The sequence below is a fragment of the Actinomadura alba genome (assembly GCF_014323705.1).
Lineage (GTDB): Bacteria > Actinomycetota > Actinomycetes > Streptosporangiales > Streptosporangiaceae > Actinomadura_C > Actinomadura_C alba.
Genome location: NZ_JABVEC010000015.1, coordinates 76,850 through 94,583 on the forward strand (window position 1 = coordinate 76,850; position 17,734 = coordinate 94,583).

Below are 17,734 nucleotides of genomic sequence, written 5' to 3' on the forward strand. Positions count from 1 at the left end.
CGCGGAGCGGCGGAGGCGAACGGGAATCGAACCCGCCGCGCTGAGATGCTCAGCGCCACCTGTTTTGAAGACAGGGAGGGCCACCAGGCACCTGATCGCCTCCAGCTCCGCACGATACAAACTACATTCAGCGAGATGACGTACCGACTCACGCAGCACGCGCATGGCGGCGGCTGCGCCTGTAAGATCCCGCCGGGCCAGCTCGAGCGGATGGTCGCGGGCCTCGGCGGTGTCCCCGGGGGCGACCTGCTCATCGGTCTCGACCATGGTGACGACGCGGCTGTGGTGCGGCTCGACGGTGACCGCGCGGTCGTGGCCACCGCCGACTTCTTCACCCCCGTCGTCGACGACGCCTACGACTTCGGCCGGATCGCCGCGGCGAACGCGCTCTCCGACGTGTACGCCGTCGGAGGCGAGCCGTTGCTGGCCGTCAACCTGCTCGGCTGGCCCTACGAGACGCTCCCCATCGAGATCGCCCGCGAGGTGCTCCGCGGCGGCGCGGACATCGCCGCCGAGGCGCGCTGCCACCTCGCCGGCGGGCACAGCATCGACGATCCCGAACCGAAGTACGGGCTCGCCGTCACCGGGGTCGCCGACCCCGAGCGGCTGCTGCGCATCGACGCCGGGCGGCCCGGGCTGCCGCTCACCCTCACCAAGCCGCTGGGCGTCGGGGTACTGAACAACCGGCACAAGGCGACCGGCGAATCGTTCCCGCACGCCGTCGCGGGCATGACGACCCTCAACGGGGACGCATCGCGCGCGGCGCTCGCCGGCGGCGCCCGGTGTGCCACGGACGTCACCGGATTCGGTCTGCTCGGCCATCTCTACAAGCTGGCCCGTGCCAGTGGGGTGACCGCCGTCGTCGACCACACGGCGGTCGGCTACCTCGACGGCGCCCGCGATGCCGCCGGCGCGGGCTATGTCTCCGGCGGGACCCGCCGCAATCTGGACTGGGTCGCGCCGCACACCGAGTTCACCGGTCGCTCCGAACGCGACGCGCTGCTGCTCGCCGACGCGCAGACGTCGGGCGGCCTGCTCGTCGTCGGCGAGGTGCCGGGGCATCCCGTCATCGGCGAGATCGTGCCCACGAGGGACGCCGTCGTGATCGTGCGCTGATCGGGAGGGCCGCTCCACCGATCGGTAGGGTGCCGCAATGGGCGAGATCTTCACGCATCGCGTCAGGGTGCGGTACGCGGAGTGCGACGCGCAGGGCGTGCTTTTCAACGGCCAGTACCTCTTCCTCTACGACGTCGCCGTGACGGAACTGTGGCGAGCGGCGGGAAGCACCTGGGCGGCCATGGTCGGCGCGGGCCATGACGTGGTGGTCGCCGAGGCGCGCATCCGGTTCCGGGAGGGCGCCCGGTTCGACGAGCTCGTCGACATCCGGCTGCCGATCGCGCATCTGGGCACCAGCAGCATGGTGATCCGGCCCACCTTCACGGTGGACGACCGGCTCATCGCCGACGGCGAGGTGCGCCACGTCTTCATCGACCCGGCCACCAAGCGCAAGAAGGAGATGCCCTCCGGGATCCGCGCCGCCTTCCAGCACTACCTGATGGCGGACGGCTGATCACACGATCCCGGAGGGCGTGCCATGCGATCCCGGACGGCCGGAAGCAGGGTGTCGTGCCCTCCGTCAGGTGGCGGCGACGGTTTTCCGCGCCGCTTCGAGGGCCTTCTCGTTGAGGATGTCGGCCACCGCGTTGATGGCCCGGAGCGTGGGAACCCGCGTGCTGGTGAGATCGGCCAGCTCGACCACCGCGGCGAGGATGACGTCGAGTTCCAGGGGCTTGCCCTTCTCCAGGTCCTGCAGCGTCGAGGTCTTGTGGTCGCCGGCGCGCTCGGCACCCGCCAGCCGGCGCTCGATCGAGATCTCCGGGTGGCAGCCGAGACTCGCCGCGACGTCGAGGGTCTCGCGCATCATGCTGATCACCAGCTCGCGGGTCTGCCGGTGGTTGCAGATCTCGATCATCGTGGCCCGGGTCAGCGCGCTGATGGGGTTGAACGCGATGTTGCCCATGAGCTTGATCCAGATGTCGTTGCGCAGGTCGGCCTCGACCGGGCACTTCAGCCCGCCCGCGATCATCGCCTCGCTGAAGGCCGTGCACCGGTCCGAGATCGTGCCGTCCGGTTCCCCGATCGAGAACCTGGTGCCCTCGAGGTGCCGCACCACCCCGGGTGACTCGATCTCGGTGGCGGCGTAGACCACGCACCCGATCGCGCGCTCCGGCGGGAGCGTCTCGGTGACCGCGCCGCCCGGGTCGATCGACTCGATGCGGTATCCCTCGAACGGGCCCTCGAGGCCGTGGAAGTACCACCAGGGGATGCCGTTCTGCGCCGCGATCACCGCCGTGTCGTCCTTGAGAAGCGGGTGGACCAGCGGGCCCGAGGCGGCATAGGAGTTGGCTTTGAGGCCCAGGAACACGTAGTCGACCGGCCCGATCTCGCTCGGGTCGTCGGTGGCGGGCGGATGGACGGTGAAGTCCCCGCGCGGGCTGAGCACTCGTACACCATCACGTCGGATCGCCTCGAGATGGGCACCGCGCGCGACCAGCTGGACGTCCACCCCGGCGCGATCCAGGGCGGCGCCGACGTATGCACCGATGGCACCGGCGCCGACAACAGCGACTCTCACAGGAACTCCGATCCCTCAGTGGCTACCGTATTTTGTCTACAGTATGCTGTAGGCGAGGTCAATAGTCTGATTTCCGAGCCCGGAGGCGACAGGTGACCAGCGACTCGCAAGCTCTTCCCACCCGATGGCGCAGCCACGGAGGCCACGGCGGCGTCGCGTGGCCGGTGGCCAGGAGTGTGGCGGCCGCCGCCGCGGATCCGCTCGATGCGATCGACCTGCCGCTCGCTGCGGCGGGGGGTGCCGTGCTCGCCGTCCCCCTGGGCGCGCGTGCGCCACTGCCCTCGTACAACACGGCCGCCATGGACGGGTACGCGGTCGCGGGCCGGGGGCCGTGGCTGGTCACCGGCCGGGTTCTCGCCGGCCACACGATGTTCCGGGCGATTCTCGCGGGCCACGCCGTCGAGATCGCCACCGGCGCTCCCGTCCCGGACGGCTCCGACGCGGTCCTTCCCTACGAACGCGCCGTCCGCGTCGGCTCGACCGTCGACGGTGTTCTTGAGCCGGGCCGGCACATCCGGTGGCGCGGTGAGGAGTGCCGGGAGGGCACCGAGGTGCTGCCGGCCGGCACGCTCGTGACCCCGGTCGTGCAGGGGCTGGCCGCGAGTCTCGGACATGACGTGTTGCGGGTACGGAGGCGACCGCGGGTCGCGATCCTGGTGACCGGCGACGAGGTGGCCACCTCCGGCCGCCCGGGCCGGGGCAGGGTGCGCGACGCCGTCGGCCCGGTGCTGCCCGGCCTCGTGTCGTGGGCCGGTGGGCGACCCGAGGCGGTGGCCGCGGTCGAGGATCGCCGCGCGGCGGTGGCGGACGCGATCGGGGCGGCGGCCGCCGACGTCGTCGTCGTGTGCGGTGCCTGTTCGCGCGGGCCGGCCGACCATGTGCGCGGCGTGCTCCAAGAGGCGGAGGCCGAGTTCCTCGTCGAAGGGGTCGCCTGCCGGCCCGGGCATCCGCAGTTGCTGGCGCGGCTCGGCGACGGGCGGCTGGTCGTGGGGCTCCCGGGCAACCCGTTCGCCGCGCTCGTCGCCGCGCTGACCCTCCTCGTGCCGGTGCTCACGGTGATGAGCGGCAGGACTCGGCCGGTGGGGGAGCGGGCACCGCTCTTGGGCGAGCTCGCGGCCCACGCGGTCGACACCCGCCTCGTGGCGGTGCGACGCACCGCCGGGGGAGCCGTTCCCGCCGGTCACGACCGGCCCGGTCTGCTGTGGGGAGCGGCGCTCGCCGACGCGCTCGCCGTCGTACCGCCAGGATGGCGGGGAGGCGAGGTCGAGTTGATCCAGCTGCCGACGTGAGTGGTACTTGCATGGTCCGTTATATGGCGGGAAAGTGCGGATATTACGACAACGTTTCTCGGGTATTTCTCGCACCGGAAAGGCACTGGATATGTGACCTCGCTTTTACCTAGGGTGAAATTGGTGTGAGTCATGCCACGTTGAAATTCAGGATCCCGGCCGCAGTAGGCAGTAGACTGTCTACAAGAACACCTCCTCTGATGGAGCTGACGCGATGATCCCCTCTACGCCTCCCGCGGGCGTATCCGTGCCCCGTCTGAAGCGGCCGGCGCCGCTTCGTGAGGGCGTTTACGATGCCCTGCTGAACCTGATCGTCACGCGGGCGCTGCAACCCGGTCAGCACTTGGTGGAGAGTGAGCTGGCGGCTCATCTCGGCATCTCGCGGCAGCCCGTGCGTGAGGCGCTCCAGCGGCTGAGCAGTGAGGGTTGGGTCGACCTTCGTCCCGCTCAGGGTGCGTTCGTGCATGTGCCCACGGAGGATGAGGCCGATCAGCTGCTCGCGGTCCGGTCCCTGCTGGAGACCGAGTCCGCGCGGCTCGCCGCGTCGAGCGCCACCCCTGAGAGCGTCGTCCTGCTGCGAGAGCTGTACGAGCAGGGAGTGCAGGCGCTGGCCGGCGGAGACGTCGACGCGATCGTGGCCGCCAACGCCGCGTTCCACGCCGCGATCATGGAGCTGTCGGGGAACAAGGTCCTGGCGGAACTCGCCGGCCGGGTCGACCGGCGCGTCCGCTGGTATTACACGCCTGTCGCCCCGCAGCGGGGACGGGAGTCGTGGAAAGAGCACGCGGAGTTGATCGATGCGATCGCCGCCGGGGATCCCGAGCGGGCCGCGGACGCCATGCGCGACCACACGGACCGGACCCGCCAGATCTCTCGCGAGGTGCGCAGGGAGGAGGAAGGGAGCGACAAAGGAAAGAAGGAGGAGAGGACGCCGGCCTGAGGTGGCGCCCCTCCGACGGCGAGCGTCAGATGTCCTCGCGGCCGATCGGCCTGGGGTTGGGCTGGATGTCCTTGAGCCGGACCCTGCCCGGTTGCTTCAGGAAGATCGCAAGGAAGGCCGCGAACAACCCGATGCCACCCGCGAGGATGAAGCCGCCCTCGTAGTCCCACGCGCTGACCACCACGGCGCCGAGACCGGACCCGGCCAGGCCGGAGACCAGCTTCGAGCTGTAGACCATGCCGTAGTTGGTGGCGTTGTTGTTCTCCCCGAAGAAGTCCGCCGTCATCGCCGCGAACAACGGGAAGATCGCCCCGCCGCCGAAGCCTGACACCATCGAACAGATCAGGAAGAAGGGCATACTGCCGATCGTTCCCGACCACAGCACGCCGAACTGCGACATGCCGAGGACGATACAGACGAAGATCAGTGTGTTCCGCCGTCCGTAGCGGTCGGAGATCCAGCCGATCACGCCGCGGCCGGTGCCGTTGACGATCGCCTTCAGCGACATGGCCGTCGCCACGATGCCGCCGGCGAAGCCCATGTCCTTGCCGAACGGCACCTGGAACGCGATGCCGAAGATGTTGATGCCCGCCGTGAAGAGCAGACAGAACCACATCAGCACCAGGACGGGCTGGCGGGACGCCTCGCGCGGGGTGAACTGCTTGACGGCCGGCGGGTTCTTCTCCAGGGCCCGGCGGATCCGCGGGTCGTCGGACGCCTTCAGCGGGTCGACGTGCGGAGGCCACCAGTTCTTCGGCGGGTCCTTGAAGAACCACCCGCTGAACGCGACGACGCCGAGCAGGAAGATGCCGACGCAGAGCAGTACCGTCTTGTAGTTGGTCAGGTCCAGGTACGAGCTGAACAGGAACACGAACGGGACGGAGCCATAGGCGAAACCGCCGTTGACCATGCCCGTCTTGCCGCCCTTGCGCTCCGGATACCACTTGCCGACCATGTTCACGCAGGTCGCGTAGACGAGGCCGGCGCCCATGCCGCTGAACGCGCCGAAGCCCAGGTAGGCCCAGAAGACGTGCGGTGCGTACGCGAGGGAGAGGTAACCGAGGAAGGTGCCGAGCGCGCCCAGCATCATCGCGTTGCGGGCCGGCAGCCTGCCGCTCTCGCGCAGCTGGCCCGCCGGGAAGGCGATCGCCGCCTGGAAGAACACCCAGACGCCGAGCAGCCAGAAGATGTGCAGGCTGCTCCAGTGGTGCGCGACGTGGAGGGTGTCCTCAGCGGAGGTGAACGCGTACTCCGACGAGCTGATGCCCATCATGCCGATCCATGGGAAGAGCACCATGGTCCAGCGGGGCCGGCCCATGATGTCCTGGGCCGTCTCGCCTATCCGGTACACCCGGCCGTTGCGGTCGGTGACCTCTCTATATGTACCGGTCGTGGGAATTGGTGAATGCGGACTTGACGTTGTCGTCATCCCGACTCCTCGCTTGAAGAGTTTTGGTCGTGCCCCAGCCCCCGATGTTCTTTGTGTGCGTCACCAAGTGCTTGCTTTGGTCTAGGTCATGAAGGACGGCCTCCTTCGGCAGGGAGCTCGCCCCCGCGGTCGCGCGGCCCGGTCACGGGCCCGGGCCGCGCGACCGCGGGAACGGAGTTTGATCAGTCGGGGATGAGGCCGGCGTTACGCGCCCAGCGGTACTTCGCGCCGAGTACGGCCACCGGCTTCTCGGTGGTGTAGGGGTAGGCGGGCACGCCGTGCTCGAACAGGTACTCGCTCGCCTGCTCGACCTCGGTGTCCCCGGCGAGCGAGGCGACGACGGGCTTGTCGATGCCGCGCGCCCGTGCCTCGCCGACCACCCGGCCGACGAGTTCGGCGAAGACCATCGGCGGCGTCACGATCGTGTGCCAGTAACCGAGGATCAGCGAGTGGATCCGGGGGTCGTCGAGGCCGAGCCGGATGGTCGCCTCGAACGTCGCCGGGGGCTCGCCGCCGGTGATGTCGACCGGGTTGCCGGCCGCGCCGAACGGCGGGATGTGCTCACGGAACGCCGCGTCCAGGTCGGCCGGGATGTCCATGAGCGTCAGCCCGTTGTCGGCGCAGGCGTCCGAGAGCAGGACGCCCGAGCCGCCGGCGGCGGTGATGATGACGACGTTCTCGCCCTGGGGGGTGGGCAGCACGGGCAGCGCCCGGGCGTACTCCAGCATGTCGTTCAACCCGGGAGCGCGGATGACCCCGGCCTGCCGCAGGATGTCGTCGTACACCTTGTCGTCGCCGGCGAGCGCCCCGGTGTGCGAGCTGGCCGCCCGCGCGCCGAGGGCCGTCCGGCCCGCCTTCAGCACCACGACCGGCTTCTTCTTCGACACCTCGCGGGCGGCCGCGACGAACGCCCTGCCGTCCTTGAGGTCCTCCAGGTGCATCGCGATGCACTGTGTGTTGTCGTCCTGGCCGAAGAAGACGAGCGCGTCGTCCTCGTCGAGGTCGGACTTGTTGCCGAAGCCGACGATCGCGGAGACGCCCATCTTCGTGGTCCGGCTGTAGCCGAGGATGGCCATGCCGATGCCGCCGCTCTGCGAGGTGAGCGCCACGCTGCCCTGCACGTCGTACGGCGTGCAGAACGTCGCGCAGAGGCTGCTCGGCGTGTAGTAGTAGCCGTAGATGTTCGGGCCGAGGAGGCGCACACCGTGCTTGCGGGCGATCGCGACGATCTCGTCCTGCGCCTCGACGTTGCCGGTCTCGGCGAAGCCGGACGGGATGAGGATCGCGGCGGGGACCCCCTTGGTCCCGACCTCCTCGAGCGCGCCGGGCACGAACTTCGCCGGGATGGTGAAGACCGCGACGTCGACCTCGCCGGGGATGTCGCCGATGCTGCGGTAGGCCTTGCGGTCGCAGATCGAGTCGGCCTTGGGGTTGACCGGGTAGATCTCGCCGGCGAAGCCGCCGTCCACGAGGTTCCGCATCACCGAGTTGCCGATCTTGCCGGTCTCGTTGGACGCGCCGATCACCGCCACGGAACGGGGCTTCATGACCCGCTCCATCACGGAGAGGATCTCCTCGGTGGTGTACTTCGGCACCTCGCGCGGCTGCCCCTCCGCGAGCAGGATCCGCACGTCGGCCGCGACGGCTCCGCTCGCGCTCGCGAAGACCGGGTTGAGGTCGACCTCGGAGATCTCCGGGAAGTCGTCGACCAGCTCGGACACCCGCTGGAGCAGGCCCGCCAGCGCGTCGCGGTCGACCGGGTCCGCGCCGCGGACGCCCTTCAGCACCTCGGCCGCGGCGATGGAGTCGAGCATCGAGGCCGCCTCGCCGGCGTCCAGAGGGGCCAGCCGGAACGTGACGTCCTTCAGCACCTCGACCAGCACGCCGCCGAGCCCGAACGCCACGATCTTGCCGAACGTCGGGTCGGTGGTCGCCCCGATTATCACCTCCTGGCCCGGTGGCAGCATCTGCTGTACCTGGACGCCGATGATCTGGGCGTCCGCGGAATACGCTTTCGCGTTGGCGATGATCTGGTCGTACCCGGCCCTGACGACCTCGGCCGAGCCGAGCCCGACCAGCACGCCGCCGGCCTCGGTCTTGTGCAGGATGTCCGGTGAGACGATCTTGAGGACGACGGGGAAGCCCATCTCCTCGGCGCTCGACACGGCCTCGTCGGCCGAGGTCGCGAGCGCTTCGGCCGGGATCGTGATGCCGTAGGCGTCACAGATCTCCTTGCCCTCCGGAGCCGTCAGCGCGGTACGGCCTGAGGCCCGTACCTTGTCGAGCAGCGCGCGAACGGAGTCGCGGTCATGGGCCATCTCTCAGATCACTCCGTTCGACTTGAGTTCGGCGAGCTCTTCCGCCGGCAGGCCGAGAAGGCCTCCGTAGATCTCGTCGTTGTGCTCGCCGAGCAGCGGCGACGCCTCGATCTCCACCGGGGAGTCGGAGAGCTTGAGCGGGCAGCCGACGGTCTTGAACGGGCCGCGCTCGGGGTGGTCGACTGTCACGATCATCTCGTTCGCGACGAGGCTCTCGTCGGCGGCGATCTCCCGGGTGGAGAGGATCGGCCCGCACGGGATGTCGTGCTTGTTGAGCTTGTCGAGCACCTCCCACTTGGTGTGCTCGGACGTCCACTCCTCGATGAGCTGGAACATCTTGCCCAGCTTGGGCAGCCGGACCTCGGGGGTGTTCCACTCCGGGTCGCCCGCCAGCTCGGGCCGGCCGAGCAGCTGGGTGATGGGCGCCCAGCCCTGCGGCTGGACGATCACGTAGACGTAGTCGTTCGGGCCGCCGGGCTTGCACTTCACCGCCCAGCCGGGCTGGCCGCCGCCCGACGCGTTGCCCGACCTCGGGACCTCGTCGCCGAAGTCCTTGTTCGGGTACTCGCGCAGCGGCCCGTGCGCCAGGCGCTGCTGGTCGCGCATCTTGACCCGGACCAGGTTCAGCACCGAGTGCTGCATCGCGACGTTGACCCGCTGGCCCCGGCCGCTCTCGACCCGCTGGTAGAGGGCGGCGAGGATCGCGGCCACCGTGTGGATGCCGGTGCCCGAGTCGCCGATCTGCGCGCCGGTCGCCGTCGGCGGCCCGTCCTCGAAGCCGGTCGTGCTCATCGACCCGCCCATGGCCTGCGCCACGACCTCGTACGCCTTGAGGTGCGTGTACGGACCGTCACCGAAGCCCTTGATCGACGCGTAGATCAGCTTGGGGTTGAGCTCGCGCAGGGCGTCCCAGGTGAAGCCGAGCCGTTCGACCGTGCCGGGCCCGAAGTTCTCCACGAGCACGTCGGAGCGCTTCACCAGTTCGGTGAACAGTTCCTTGCCCTTGGGGTCTTTCAGATTGAGCGTGATGCTCTTCTTGTTGCAGTTGAGCATCGTGAAATAGAGACTGTCGACGTCCGGTACGTCGCGCAGTTGACGCCGGGTGATGTCACCACTCAGCGCCTCGACTTTGAGTACGTCGGCGCCGAGCCAGGCGAGAATCTGCGTGCAGGACGGTCCAGACTGAACGTGCGTCATGTCCAGGACTTTGACGCCGTCGAGAGCCTTTCCCATGGCGGCTTTCCTTTTCACTTGTACATGGTCTGGTTCATGGTTCCGGGCGCGTACACGTCCGGATCGATCCAGACGTTGATGAGCGAGGGCTTGCCGGACTCACGGGCCCGCTCGAGCGCCGGGCGGATGTCCGCGGGGTCGCGGACCTCCTCGCCGTGGCCGCCGAGCATCTTGGCGAACTCGCTGTAGCGGACGTCGCCGAGCGTGTTGCCCACCCGGTCGCGGTCCTTGCCGTACTTCGCGGCCTGGCCGTACCGGATCTGGTTCATCGACGAGTTGTTGCCGACGATGCCGACGAACGGCAGGTCGAAGCGGACCAGCGTCTCGAAGTCCCAGCCGGTGAGGCTGAAGGCCCCGTCGCCGAACAGCGCGACGATCTCCTTGTCCGGGCGGGCCTGCTTGGCCGCCATGACGAAGGGGACACCGACGCCGAGCGTGCCGAGCGGGCCGGGGTCCATCCAGTGGCCCGGGGACTTCGGCTGCACGACCTGGCCGGAGAAGGTGACGATGTCACCGCCGTCGCCGATGTAGATGGAGTCCTCGGTGAGGAACTGGTTGATCTCGTTCACCAGCCGGTACGGGTGGATCGGGTCGGCGGTCGAGTTCAGCAGCGGCAGCCGCTTCTCGTACGCCTTGGTCTCCTCGGCGCGCAGCTCCTCGAGCCAGGCCTTGCGTCCCGCGGCGCCGTTGTCGGTCCGGCCCGAGGCCGCCTGGGCGACGGCCGACAGGACGAGGCCGGCGTCGCCGACGATGCCGAGGTCGATGTCCCGGTTCTTGCCGACCGTGCGGTAGTCGAGATCGATCTGCACGACGGTCGCGTCGGGGGAGAGCCGCCGGCCGTATCCCATCCGGAAGTCGAACGGCGTGCCGACGATGACGATGACGTCGGCGTTGTTGAAGGCGTAGCGCCGCGACAGCTGGAAGTGGTGCGGGTCGCCGGGCGGCAGGGTCCCGCGGCCGGCGCCGTTCATGTACGCCGGCACGTTGAGCGTGCGCACCAGGTCGATCGCCGAGTCCGTGCCCCGGGTCGTCCAGAGCTGGCTGCCCAGCAGGATGCAGGGCTTCTCCGCGTTGACCAGCAGGTCGGCCAGCTTCTCGATGGCCTCTGGGTCGCCGCCCTGGCGGGTCGAGGCACGGTAGGCGCCCGGCTTGGGGATCCGGGCCTTCTCGACCGGTACCTTGGCGTCGAGCACGTCCCGGGGGATCTCCAGGAACGACGGACCCGGGGCACCGTTGTAGCACTCGCGGAAGGCCATCGACACCAGGTCGGCGGCGCGCTCGGTGCCGGGCACCGTGGCTGCGAACTTGGTGATCGGCGTCATCATGTCGACGTGTGGCAGGTCCTGTAGCGAGCCCATCTTGTGCTGGCTGAGCGCGCCCTGGCCGCCGATCAGCAGCATGGGGCTCTCCGCCCGGAAGGCGTTCGCCACGCCGGTGACGGCGTCGGTGGTGCCCGGGCCCGCCGTGACCACCGCACAGCCGGCGGTACCGGTGATGCGCGCATGGCCGTCCGCCGCGTGCGCCGCCACCTGCTCATGGCGCACGTCGATGACCTTGATCCCTTCCTCTACGCAGCCGTCGTAGATGTCGATGATGTGACCACCGCACAGCGTGTAGATGACATCGACGCCCTCGGCCTTGAGTGCCTTGGCGACAAGGTGCCCGCCAGAGATGAGGTCGGTGGCTTGGGCGGCCGGATCGGGTGACGTGGCCATGTCCTGCGTCAACTCCTTCGTTCGCGGCTCCGGCCGGGTCTTGCCTGGTCGGAGCGCATCCGTACGCGCTCGGCGTATATTGCATACAGTCGACGAATACTGTATGAAGACTGTGACACGACCCAAACAGGAATGTCCAGAGCAAGATTCGGATGAATCAGCCCGACGGTGACCCGGAAGCCCGGGTGGGCCGGCATCGAGTGCAGGAGGCACTGCGGTGGATCTGTTCGAACATCAGGCGAAGGAGCTCTTCGCGCAGTACGGGGTACCGGTGCCGGCCGGCAAGGTGGCTCGTACCCCTCAGGAGGCCAGGGCGATCGCGGAAGAGTTCGCCGCGGCCGGTACCTCACGTGTCGTGGTGAAGGCGCAGGTGAAGACGGGTGGGCGGGGTAAGGCCGGTGGTGTGAAGCTGGCCGACTCTCCCGCTGATGCCGAGGAGGTGGCCGGTCGGATCCTCGGTATGGACATCAAGGGCCATACGGTCCACAAGGTGCTGGTCGAGGAGGCCAGTTCGATCGCGCAGGAGTATTACTTCTCGTTCCTGCTGGATCGTGCGAATCGTACGTTCCTGTCCATCTGCTCGGTCGAGGGCGGGATGGAGATCGAAGAGGTCGCGGCCAACGACCCTGACGCGGTCGCCAAGGTACCGGTGTCGGCGCTGGCCGGAGTCGACCGGGCGAAGGCCCGGGAGATCGCGAAGGCCGGCCGCCTGCCGGAGCAGGCCATCGAGGGTGCCGCCGAGCTGATCGAGCGGCTCTGGCAGGTGTTCGTGTCCGAGGATGCGACGCTGGTCGAGGTGAATCCGCTGATCTTGACGGCGGATGGGCAGGTCAAGGCGCTGGACGGCAAGGTGACCTTGGACGGTAATGCCGGGTTCCGGCAGGAGGATCATGCGGCGCTGGAGGATGAGGCGTCGGCGGATCCGCTGGAGGCCAGGGCCAAGGCCAAGGATCTGAACTACGTCAAGCTGGACGGCACGGTCGGGATCATCGGTAATGGTGCGGGCCTGGTCATGTCGACCCTGGACGTGGTGGCCTACGCGGGTGAGCCCTTCGGCGGGCAGCGCCCGGCGAACTTCCTGGACATCGGTGGTGGTGCGTCGGCCGAGGTGATGGCCAACGGCCTGGAGATCGTGCTCTCCGACCCGTCCGTGAAGAGCGTGTTCGTGAACGTCTTCGGCGGTATCACCTCCTGCGACGCGGTCGCCAACGGCATCGTGTCCGCCTACCAGCTGCTCGCCGACCGCGGTGAGCGGGTGGACCGCCCGCTGGTGGTCCGGCTGGACGGCAACAACGCCGAACTGGGGCGGTCGATCCTCGCAGAGGCCGCGCTCCGCGGCGTACAGCAGGTCGAAACGATGGACGAGGCGGCCCAGCGTGCCGCCGAACTCGCGGCGGCAGGTGTTTGATCATGGCGATCTGGCTCACGGCGGACAGCAAGGTCATCGTTCAGGGAATGACGGGCTCCGAAGGGTCCAAGCACACCGCGCGGATGCTGGCGGCGGGCACGAACATCGTCGGCGGGGTGAACGCGCGCAAGGCCGGGCAGTCGGTGGACCTCGGCGGGCGTTCGCTGCCGGTGTTCGGCACTGTCGCCGAGGCGATGGCCGAAACGGGTGCGGACGTGTCGGTGGTGTTCGTGCCGCCGAAGTTCACCAAGGACGCGGTCGTCGAGGCGATCGACGCCGAGATCGGCCTGTGCGTGGTGATCACCGAGGGCGTCCCGGTGCACGACACGACCAGGATGTGGGACCACGCGATCGAGAAGGGCGGCCGTACCCGCATCATCGGCCCGAACTGCCCGGGGATCGCCTCGCCGGGTGCCTCCAACGCGGGCATCATTCCGGCCGACATCACCACCCCGGGCCGGATCGGCCTGGTGTCGAAGTCGGGCACGCTGACCTACCAGATGATGTACGAGCTGCGTGACATCGGCTTCTCCACCTGCGTGGGCATCGGCGGCGACCCCGTCATCGGCACCACCCACATCGACGCGCTCAAGGCCTTCCAGGACGACCCCGACACCGAGGCCATCGTGATGATCGGCGAAATCGGCGGCGACGCCGAAGAACGCGCCGCGGCCTACATCGAAGAGCACGTGAGCAAGCCCGTCGTCGGCTACGTCGCCGGGTTCACCGCCCCCGAGGGCAAGACCATGGGCCACGCCGGCGCCATCGTCTCCGGCTCCTCCGGCACCGCCCAGGCCAAGAAAGAGGCCCTGGAGAAGGTCGGCGTCCGCGTCGGCAAGACGCCCACCGAGACCGCCGGACTGCTGCGCGAGGTCCTCGCCGCCGTCCCGGCCACGGCTTCGTAGGAGGTGCGATGAGCCAGACCGATCTCCTGGTCGCTCGGCAGGCGTCCCGCCGCCCGCTGGCCGCGTCGAGGCGTCCGAGCTCGCAGATCGCCATCCTCAGCTGCATGGACGCCCGGCTCAACGTCTTCGCCATCTTCGGCCTGGCCGAGGGTGACGCCCATGTCATCCGCAACGCCGGCGGGTGCGTCACCGACGACGCGATCCGCTCGATCGCCCTGAGCCAGCGGGTCGGCGGTACCCGCGAGGTCGTGCTGCTGCACCACGAGGACTGCGCGGCCGTCGCCGACCCCGAGGCCGATCTGCGACGTTGTCTCGGCCGGCTGAAGAGCACGTTCCTGCTTCCGCACACCGACGCGATCCGCGGTTTCCTCTACGAGGCCGGGGGCGCGCTGCGCGAGACACATCCTGAGGAGTGAGATGCGCTTCGACATCAACCTTTCCATCCTGTTCACCGAGTTGCCCTTGCTGGAGCGGCCCGCCGCGGCGCGCGCGGCGGGGTTCGACGCGGTGGAGCTGTGGTGGCCGTTCGGCGTGCCGGTTCCCGGGGACCGCGAGGTCGACGCGCTGCTCCGGGCGCTCTCCGACGCCGGCGTCCGGCTCGTCGGCCTGAACTTCGACGCCGGCGACATGGCGGCCGGCGAACGTGGGTTGCTGTCGAGGCCGGACGGCTCCGCCCGGTTCTGCGACAACATCGACGTCGTCGTCGGGATCGCCGAGGCGACCGGCTGCCGCGTGCTGAACGCGTTGTTCGGCAACCGGGTCCCGGACCTGGACATCCATGCCCAGGAGGAACTCGGCGTCGCCAACCTCGGCGTCGCCGCGAAGGCCGCACGGCGGTGCGGCGCGACGGTCGTCGTGGAGGCGCTCAACTCTTACGAGAGCCCGGAGTATCCGATCACCTCCACGGGTGCGGCGCTCCACATCATCGATCGGGTCCGCGAGGAGGCCCGCGTCGACAATGTCGCCTTTCTCGCCGACCTCTACCACCTGGCCCGGATGGGGGAGGACCCCTTCGCCGTCATCGAACGGCACGCCGGCCGTTTCGGGCACGTCCAGATCGCCGACGCCCCGGGGAGAGGTCAGCCGGGCACGGGCGAGATCCCCTACGCCTCCGTGCTCGACGCCCTCGACGCCTCCGGTTACCCGGGTCACGTCGGTCTCGAATACAGGCCCGTGGGGCCGAGCGCCGACAGCTTCGCCTGGCTTCAGGCCGCGCGTCGCATTGAGGAGAACGCATGACGACCATCGGATTCATCGGCCTCGGCATCATGGGCGGCCCGATGGCCGCCAACCTGGTGCGAGCCGGTCATACCGTCCTCGGATACGACCTGGGCCAGGCCCGGGTCGACCAACTGGTGGCGGCCGGCGGCCGCGCTGCGGCCGACGCGGCCGACGCGGCGACCGCCGACGTCATCATCACGATGCTGCCGGACTCTCCGGACGTCGAGGCGGTGGCGCTCGGTGAGGGCGGTGTGCTGGAGCACGCCAAACCCGGGGCCCTCTACATCGACATGAGCACGGTGCGGCCCGAGACGGCGCGCCGGCTGGCCCACGCCGCGGCGGTGAAGGGCGTACGCACGCTCGACGCGCCCGTGAGCGGCGGCGAGCCCGGCGCCATCGAAGGCCGACTGTCGATCATGGTCGGTGGCCTGGAGGGGGACTTCGAGGAGGCCCGTCCGCTGTTCGAGGTCCTGGGCGCCACCGTCGTCCTCGTCGGTCCGGCCGGTGCCGGACAGACCGTGAAGGCCGCCAACCAACTGGTGGTCGGCGGCACCTACGCGCTGGTCGCGGAGGCGCTGGTCCTGCTGGAGGCGTCCGGCCTGGACGGCAAGACCGGCCTCGACGTCCTCGCCGGAGGCCTGGCCGGCAGCCGCATCCTCGAGCTCAAGCGGGAGTCGATGGCCGAGCGGCGGTTCGCCCCCGGGTTCCGCATCGACCTGCACCACAAGGACATGGGCATCGCCGTCGCGGCGGCCCGGGACGCCGAAGTGGCCCTTCCGATGACCGGGTTGGTCGCTCAGCTCGTGGCCGCGGCGCGCAGCCAGGGGCACGGGGCACTCGACCACTCGGCCCTGCTCAAAGTGATCGAGAACCTGTCCGGCCGCGCGCCGGTGAAGGAGTGAGCGTGAACAGAATCCCCTGTATGGAGGCCGTCGTCAGGGTGCTGGAGTCGGAGGGCGTCGACACCGTCTTCGGCATTCCCGGAGCGGCGATCCTGCCTCTGTACTCCGCGCTGCGTACGAGCCCGATCCGGCACATCACGGTGCGGCACGAAGAGGGCGGTACCCACGCCGCGGACGGCTGGGCGCGGGTCACCGGCAACGTCGGAGTCTGCATCGGCACCTCGGGGCCGGCCGGTACCAACATGATCACGGGCCTCTACACGGCGCTCGCCGACTCCATCCCGATCATCTGTATCACCGGGCAGGCCGAGCGGGCGAAGCTGCACCAGGAGTCGTTCCAGGCGGTCGACATCGTTGAGATCGCCAAGCCGGTCTGCAAGTGGGCCGTCCAGCTGAAGGAGCCGGCCCAGGCACCGTGGGTGTTCCGCGAGGCCTTCCGCATCGCGCGGTCGGGCCGGCCGGGTCCCGTCCTCATCGACCTGCCGGTGGACGTGCAGCGTGGTGACTGCTTCTACGCCCCCGAGCTCGACGGCCCGCTCGCCGTGGAGGTCCCGGACCCACGGCTCGAGCCGGTGCGCGCGGCGGTGGACATGCTGCTCCGCGCCGAGCGTCCGATCATCCTGGCCGGCGGCGGAGTGATCGTCGCCGACGCCGCCGAGGAGCTCCGGTCGCTGGCGGAGTATCTGCAGGTCCCCGTTCAGGTCACCCTGATGGGCAAGGGCGCGTTCCCCGAAGACCACCCGCTTTTCGCGGGCATGGCCGGCCTGCAGACACAGACCCGGTGGGGGAACGCGGCGTTCCTGGAGTCCGACCTCGTTCTCGCGGTCGGCGCGCGCTTCGGCGACCGGCACACCGGTGACCTGGCGACCTACCGCCGGGGCCGCAAGTTCATCCACGTCGACATCGAACCGACCCAGATCGGCAAGGTGTTCGAGCCCGAGATCGGCATCGTCGGGCACGCCCGCCCCACGCTGGCCGCCATGCTGGGCCAGGCGCACGCCCTCACTCGCGCCCGGGGCGCCGGAGAGTGGACCGCCCGGGTCGGCGAGCTCCGGAGCACGCTGCGACGGCGCGACGACTTCGACGAGACGCCGATCAAGCCCCCGCGCGTCTTCCGGGAGATCAACGAGGTCTTCGAGCGGGACACCACGTTCGTCACCGCCATCGGGCTCTACCAGATCTGGTCCGGCCAGTTCCAGGAGACGTTCCTGCCCCGCCGCTACCTGGTCTGCGGCCAGGCCGGCCCGCTCGGGTGGGAGATCCCCGCGGCGATGGGGGTGAAGTGCGCGTACCCCGAGCGCAAGGTCGTGGCCGTGGTCGGCGACTACTCCTTCCAGTTCCTCATGGAGGAGATCGCGGTCGCGGCGCAGTACAACATCCCGTTCGTCATCGTCATGATCAACAACGAGTACCTCGGGCTGATCCGCCAGGCCGAGATCCCGTACGGCATGAACTTCGCCGTGGACCTGCACTACGGCGAGGGCGGCATCGACCACGTGAAGGTCATGGACGCCTTCGGGTGCCCGGCGCGGCGCGTCGAGCGTCCGGAGGAGATCGCCGCGGCCCTGCGGTGGGCCGACGAGGAGAGCGAGCGCGTCCGGCTGCCGGTGCTCGTCGAGGTCATGGTGGAGCGGGAGGCCAACGCGGCGATGGGCCCGTCGCTAGACGCGATCAAGGAATTCGAGCCGGTGCCCGAACTCGCGCCGCTCGCCGACTGATCATTTTTTATACCCCTGCAT

Annotated in this window: 15 protein-coding genes and 1 tRNA gene; 10 read left to right on the plus strand and 6 right to left on the minus strand. The window is 69.3% G+C overall.

Features of this window, described 5'->3' with window-relative positions:
- Positions 1 to 10: 10 nt before the first annotated feature.
- Positions 11 to 103 (minus strand) — tRNA-Sec (locus HKK74_RS20410).
- 32 nt (positions 104 to 135) lie between these two features.
- Here HKK74_RS20410 and selD point away from each other — a divergent pair.
- Together selD and HKK74_RS20420 are read left to right on the plus strand one after the other, a co-directional pair.
- Complete coding sequence (gene selD / locus HKK74_RS20415; RefSeq protein WP_187244860.1) at positions 136 to 1,116, plus strand: selenide, water dikinase SelD; 981 nt, start codon at positions 136 to 138, stop codon at positions 1,114 to 1,116.
- 37 nt (positions 1,117 to 1,153) lie between these two features.
- Positions 1,154 to 1,570 carry an acyl-CoA thioesterase gene (locus tag HKK74_RS20420; protein WP_187244861.1) on the plus strand — a complete coding sequence of 139 codons (417 nt, stop codon included), beginning with the start codon at positions 1,154 to 1,156 and terminating at the stop codon, positions 1,568 to 1,570.
- Positions 1,571 to 1,636: 66 nt separating this feature from the next.
- On the opposite strand, the gene HKK74_RS20425 is transcribed toward HKK74_RS20420, so the two are convergent.
- Positions 1,637 to 2,635: a 2-dehydropantoate 2-reductase gene (locus HKK74_RS20425; RefSeq protein ID WP_187244862.1), complete on the minus strand. Its 999-nt coding sequence runs from the start codon at positions 2,633 to 2,635 to the stop codon at positions 1,637 to 1,639.
- A 92-nt stretch (positions 2,636 to 2,727) separates the two neighbouring features.
- On the opposite strand from HKK74_RS20425, the gene HKK74_RS41500 reads away from it, so the two are divergent.
- Together HKK74_RS41500 and HKK74_RS20435 are read left to right on the plus strand one after the other, a co-directional pair.
- Positions 2,728 to 3,924, plus strand: coding sequence for a molybdopterin-binding protein (locus HKK74_RS41500; protein ID WP_187244863.1), 1,197 nt, complete (start codon positions 2,728 to 2,730; stop codon positions 3,922 to 3,924).
- Between the two features lie 214 nt (positions 3,925 to 4,138).
- Positions 4,139 to 4,864: a GntR family transcriptional regulator gene (locus HKK74_RS20435; protein ID WP_187244864.1), complete on the plus strand. Its 726-nt coding sequence runs from the start codon at positions 4,139 to 4,141 to the stop codon at positions 4,862 to 4,864.
- Between the two features lie 25 nt (positions 4,865 to 4,889).
- Here HKK74_RS20435 and HKK74_RS20440 read toward each other — a convergent pair whose 3' ends face one another.
- The 4 genes from HKK74_RS20440 to HKK74_RS20455 form a co-directional block, all read right to left on the minus strand.
- Positions 4,890 to 6,293: an OFA family MFS transporter gene (locus HKK74_RS20440; protein ID WP_187244865.1), complete on the minus strand. Its 1,404-nt coding sequence runs from the start codon at positions 6,291 to 6,293 to the stop codon at positions 4,890 to 4,892.
- Between the two features lie 182 nt (positions 6,294 to 6,475).
- On the minus strand, positions 6,476 to 8,611 hold the full coding sequence (locus HKK74_RS20445) for an acetate--CoA ligase family protein (protein WP_187244866.1): 2,136 nt from the start codon (positions 8,609 to 8,611) through the stop codon (positions 6,476 to 6,478).
- A 3-nt stretch (positions 8,612 to 8,614) separates the two neighbouring features.
- The gene (gene frc / locus HKK74_RS20450) at positions 8,615 to 9,844 is read right to left on the minus strand and encodes a formyl-CoA transferase (protein WP_187244867.1); all 1,230 of its coding nucleotides are present in this window, start codon (positions 9,842 to 9,844) and stop codon (positions 8,615 to 8,617) included.
- A gap of 14 nt (positions 9,845 to 9,858) precedes the next feature.
- Positions 9,859 to 11,559: a thiamine pyrophosphate-binding protein gene (locus HKK74_RS20455; RefSeq protein ID WP_187244868.1), complete on the minus strand. Its 1,701-nt coding sequence runs from the start codon at positions 11,557 to 11,559 to the stop codon at positions 9,859 to 9,861.
- A gap of 217 nt (positions 11,560 to 11,776) precedes the next feature.
- Here HKK74_RS20455 and sucC point away from each other — a divergent pair, with 217 nt between their 5' ends.
- From sucC to gcl, 6 genes are read left to right on the plus strand one after another with little or no spacing between them, the layout of a single operon-like run.
- Entirely contained in the window at positions 11,777 to 12,967 is a 1,191-nt protein-coding gene (sucC, locus tag HKK74_RS20460) for an ADP-forming succinate--CoA ligase subunit beta (protein WP_187244869.1), read from the plus strand.
- A gap of 2 nt (positions 12,968 to 12,969) precedes the next feature.
- On the plus strand, positions 12,970 to 13,872 hold the full coding sequence (gene sucD / locus HKK74_RS20465; RefSeq protein WP_187244870.1) for a succinate--CoA ligase subunit alpha: 903 nt from the start codon (positions 12,970 to 12,972) through the stop codon (positions 13,870 to 13,872).
- An 8-nt stretch (positions 13,873 to 13,880) separates the two neighbouring features.
- Positions 13,881 to 14,288, plus strand: coding sequence for a beta-class carbonic anhydrase (locus HKK74_RS20470; protein WP_187244871.1), 408 nt, complete (start codon positions 13,881 to 13,883; stop codon positions 14,286 to 14,288).
- Between the two features lies 1 nt (position 14,289).
- On the plus strand, positions 14,290 to 15,111 hold the full coding sequence (locus HKK74_RS20475) for a hydroxypyruvate isomerase family protein (protein WP_187244872.1): 822 nt from the start codon (positions 14,290 to 14,292) through the stop codon (positions 15,109 to 15,111).
- The gene (locus HKK74_RS20480; RefSeq protein WP_187244873.1) at positions 15,108 to 15,995 is read left to right on the plus strand and encodes a 2-hydroxy-3-oxopropionate reductase; all 888 of its coding nucleotides are present in this window, start codon (positions 15,108 to 15,110) and stop codon (positions 15,993 to 15,995) included. Before HKK74_RS20475 ends, HKK74_RS20480 begins: the two co-directional genes overlap by 4 nt.
- 2 nt (positions 15,996 to 15,997) lie before the next feature.
- Positions 15,998 to 17,713 (plus strand): glyoxylate carboligase, encoded by a 1,716-nt coding sequence (gene gcl / locus HKK74_RS20485; RefSeq protein ID WP_312881641.1) that lies wholly within the window; start codon positions 15,998 to 16,000, stop codon positions 17,711 to 17,713.
- Positions 17,714 to 17,734: the final 21 nt, after the last annotated feature.

Coding starts and splice junctions, on each gene's coding strand:
- HKK74_RS20445 (WP_187244866.1), bottom strand. CDS start 8,611: ATGGCCCATGACCGCGACTCCGTTCGCGCGCTGCTCGACAAGGTACGG.
- HKK74_RS20455 (WP_187244868.1), bottom strand. CDS start 11,559: ATGGCCACGTCACCCGATCCGGCCGCCCAAGCCACCGACCTCATCTCT.
- HKK74_RS20435 (WP_187244864.1), top strand. CDS start 4,139: ATGATCCCCTCTACGCCTCCCGCGGGCGTATCCGTGCCCCGTCTGAAG.
- HKK74_RS20470 (WP_187244871.1), top strand. CDS start 13,881: ATGAGCCAGACCGATCTCCTGGTCGCTCGGCAGGCGTCCCGCCGCCCG.
- HKK74_RS20440 (WP_187244865.1), bottom strand. CDS start 6,293: ATGACGACAACGTCAAGTCCGCATTCACCAATTCCCACGACCGGTACA.
- HKK74_RS20475 (WP_187244872.1), top strand. CDS start 14,290: ATGCGCTTCGACATCAACCTTTCCATCCTGTTCACCGAGTTGCCCTTG.
- HKK74_RS20420 (WP_187244861.1), top strand. CDS start 1,154: ATGGGCGAGATCTTCACGCATCGCGTCAGGGTGCGGTACGCGGAGTGC.
- HKK74_RS20480 (WP_187244873.1), top strand. CDS start 15,108: ATGACGACCATCGGATTCATCGGCCTCGGCATCATGGGCGGCCCGATG.
- sucD (WP_187244870.1), top strand. CDS start 12,970: ATGGCGATCTGGCTCACGGCGGACAGCAAGGTCATCGTTCAGGGAATG.
- selD (WP_187244860.1), top strand. CDS start 136: ATGACGTACCGACTCACGCAGCACGCGCATGGCGGCGGCTGCGCCTGT.
- frc (WP_187244867.1), bottom strand. CDS start 9,844: ATGGGAAAGGCTCTCGACGGCGTCAAAGTCCTGGACATGACGCACGTT.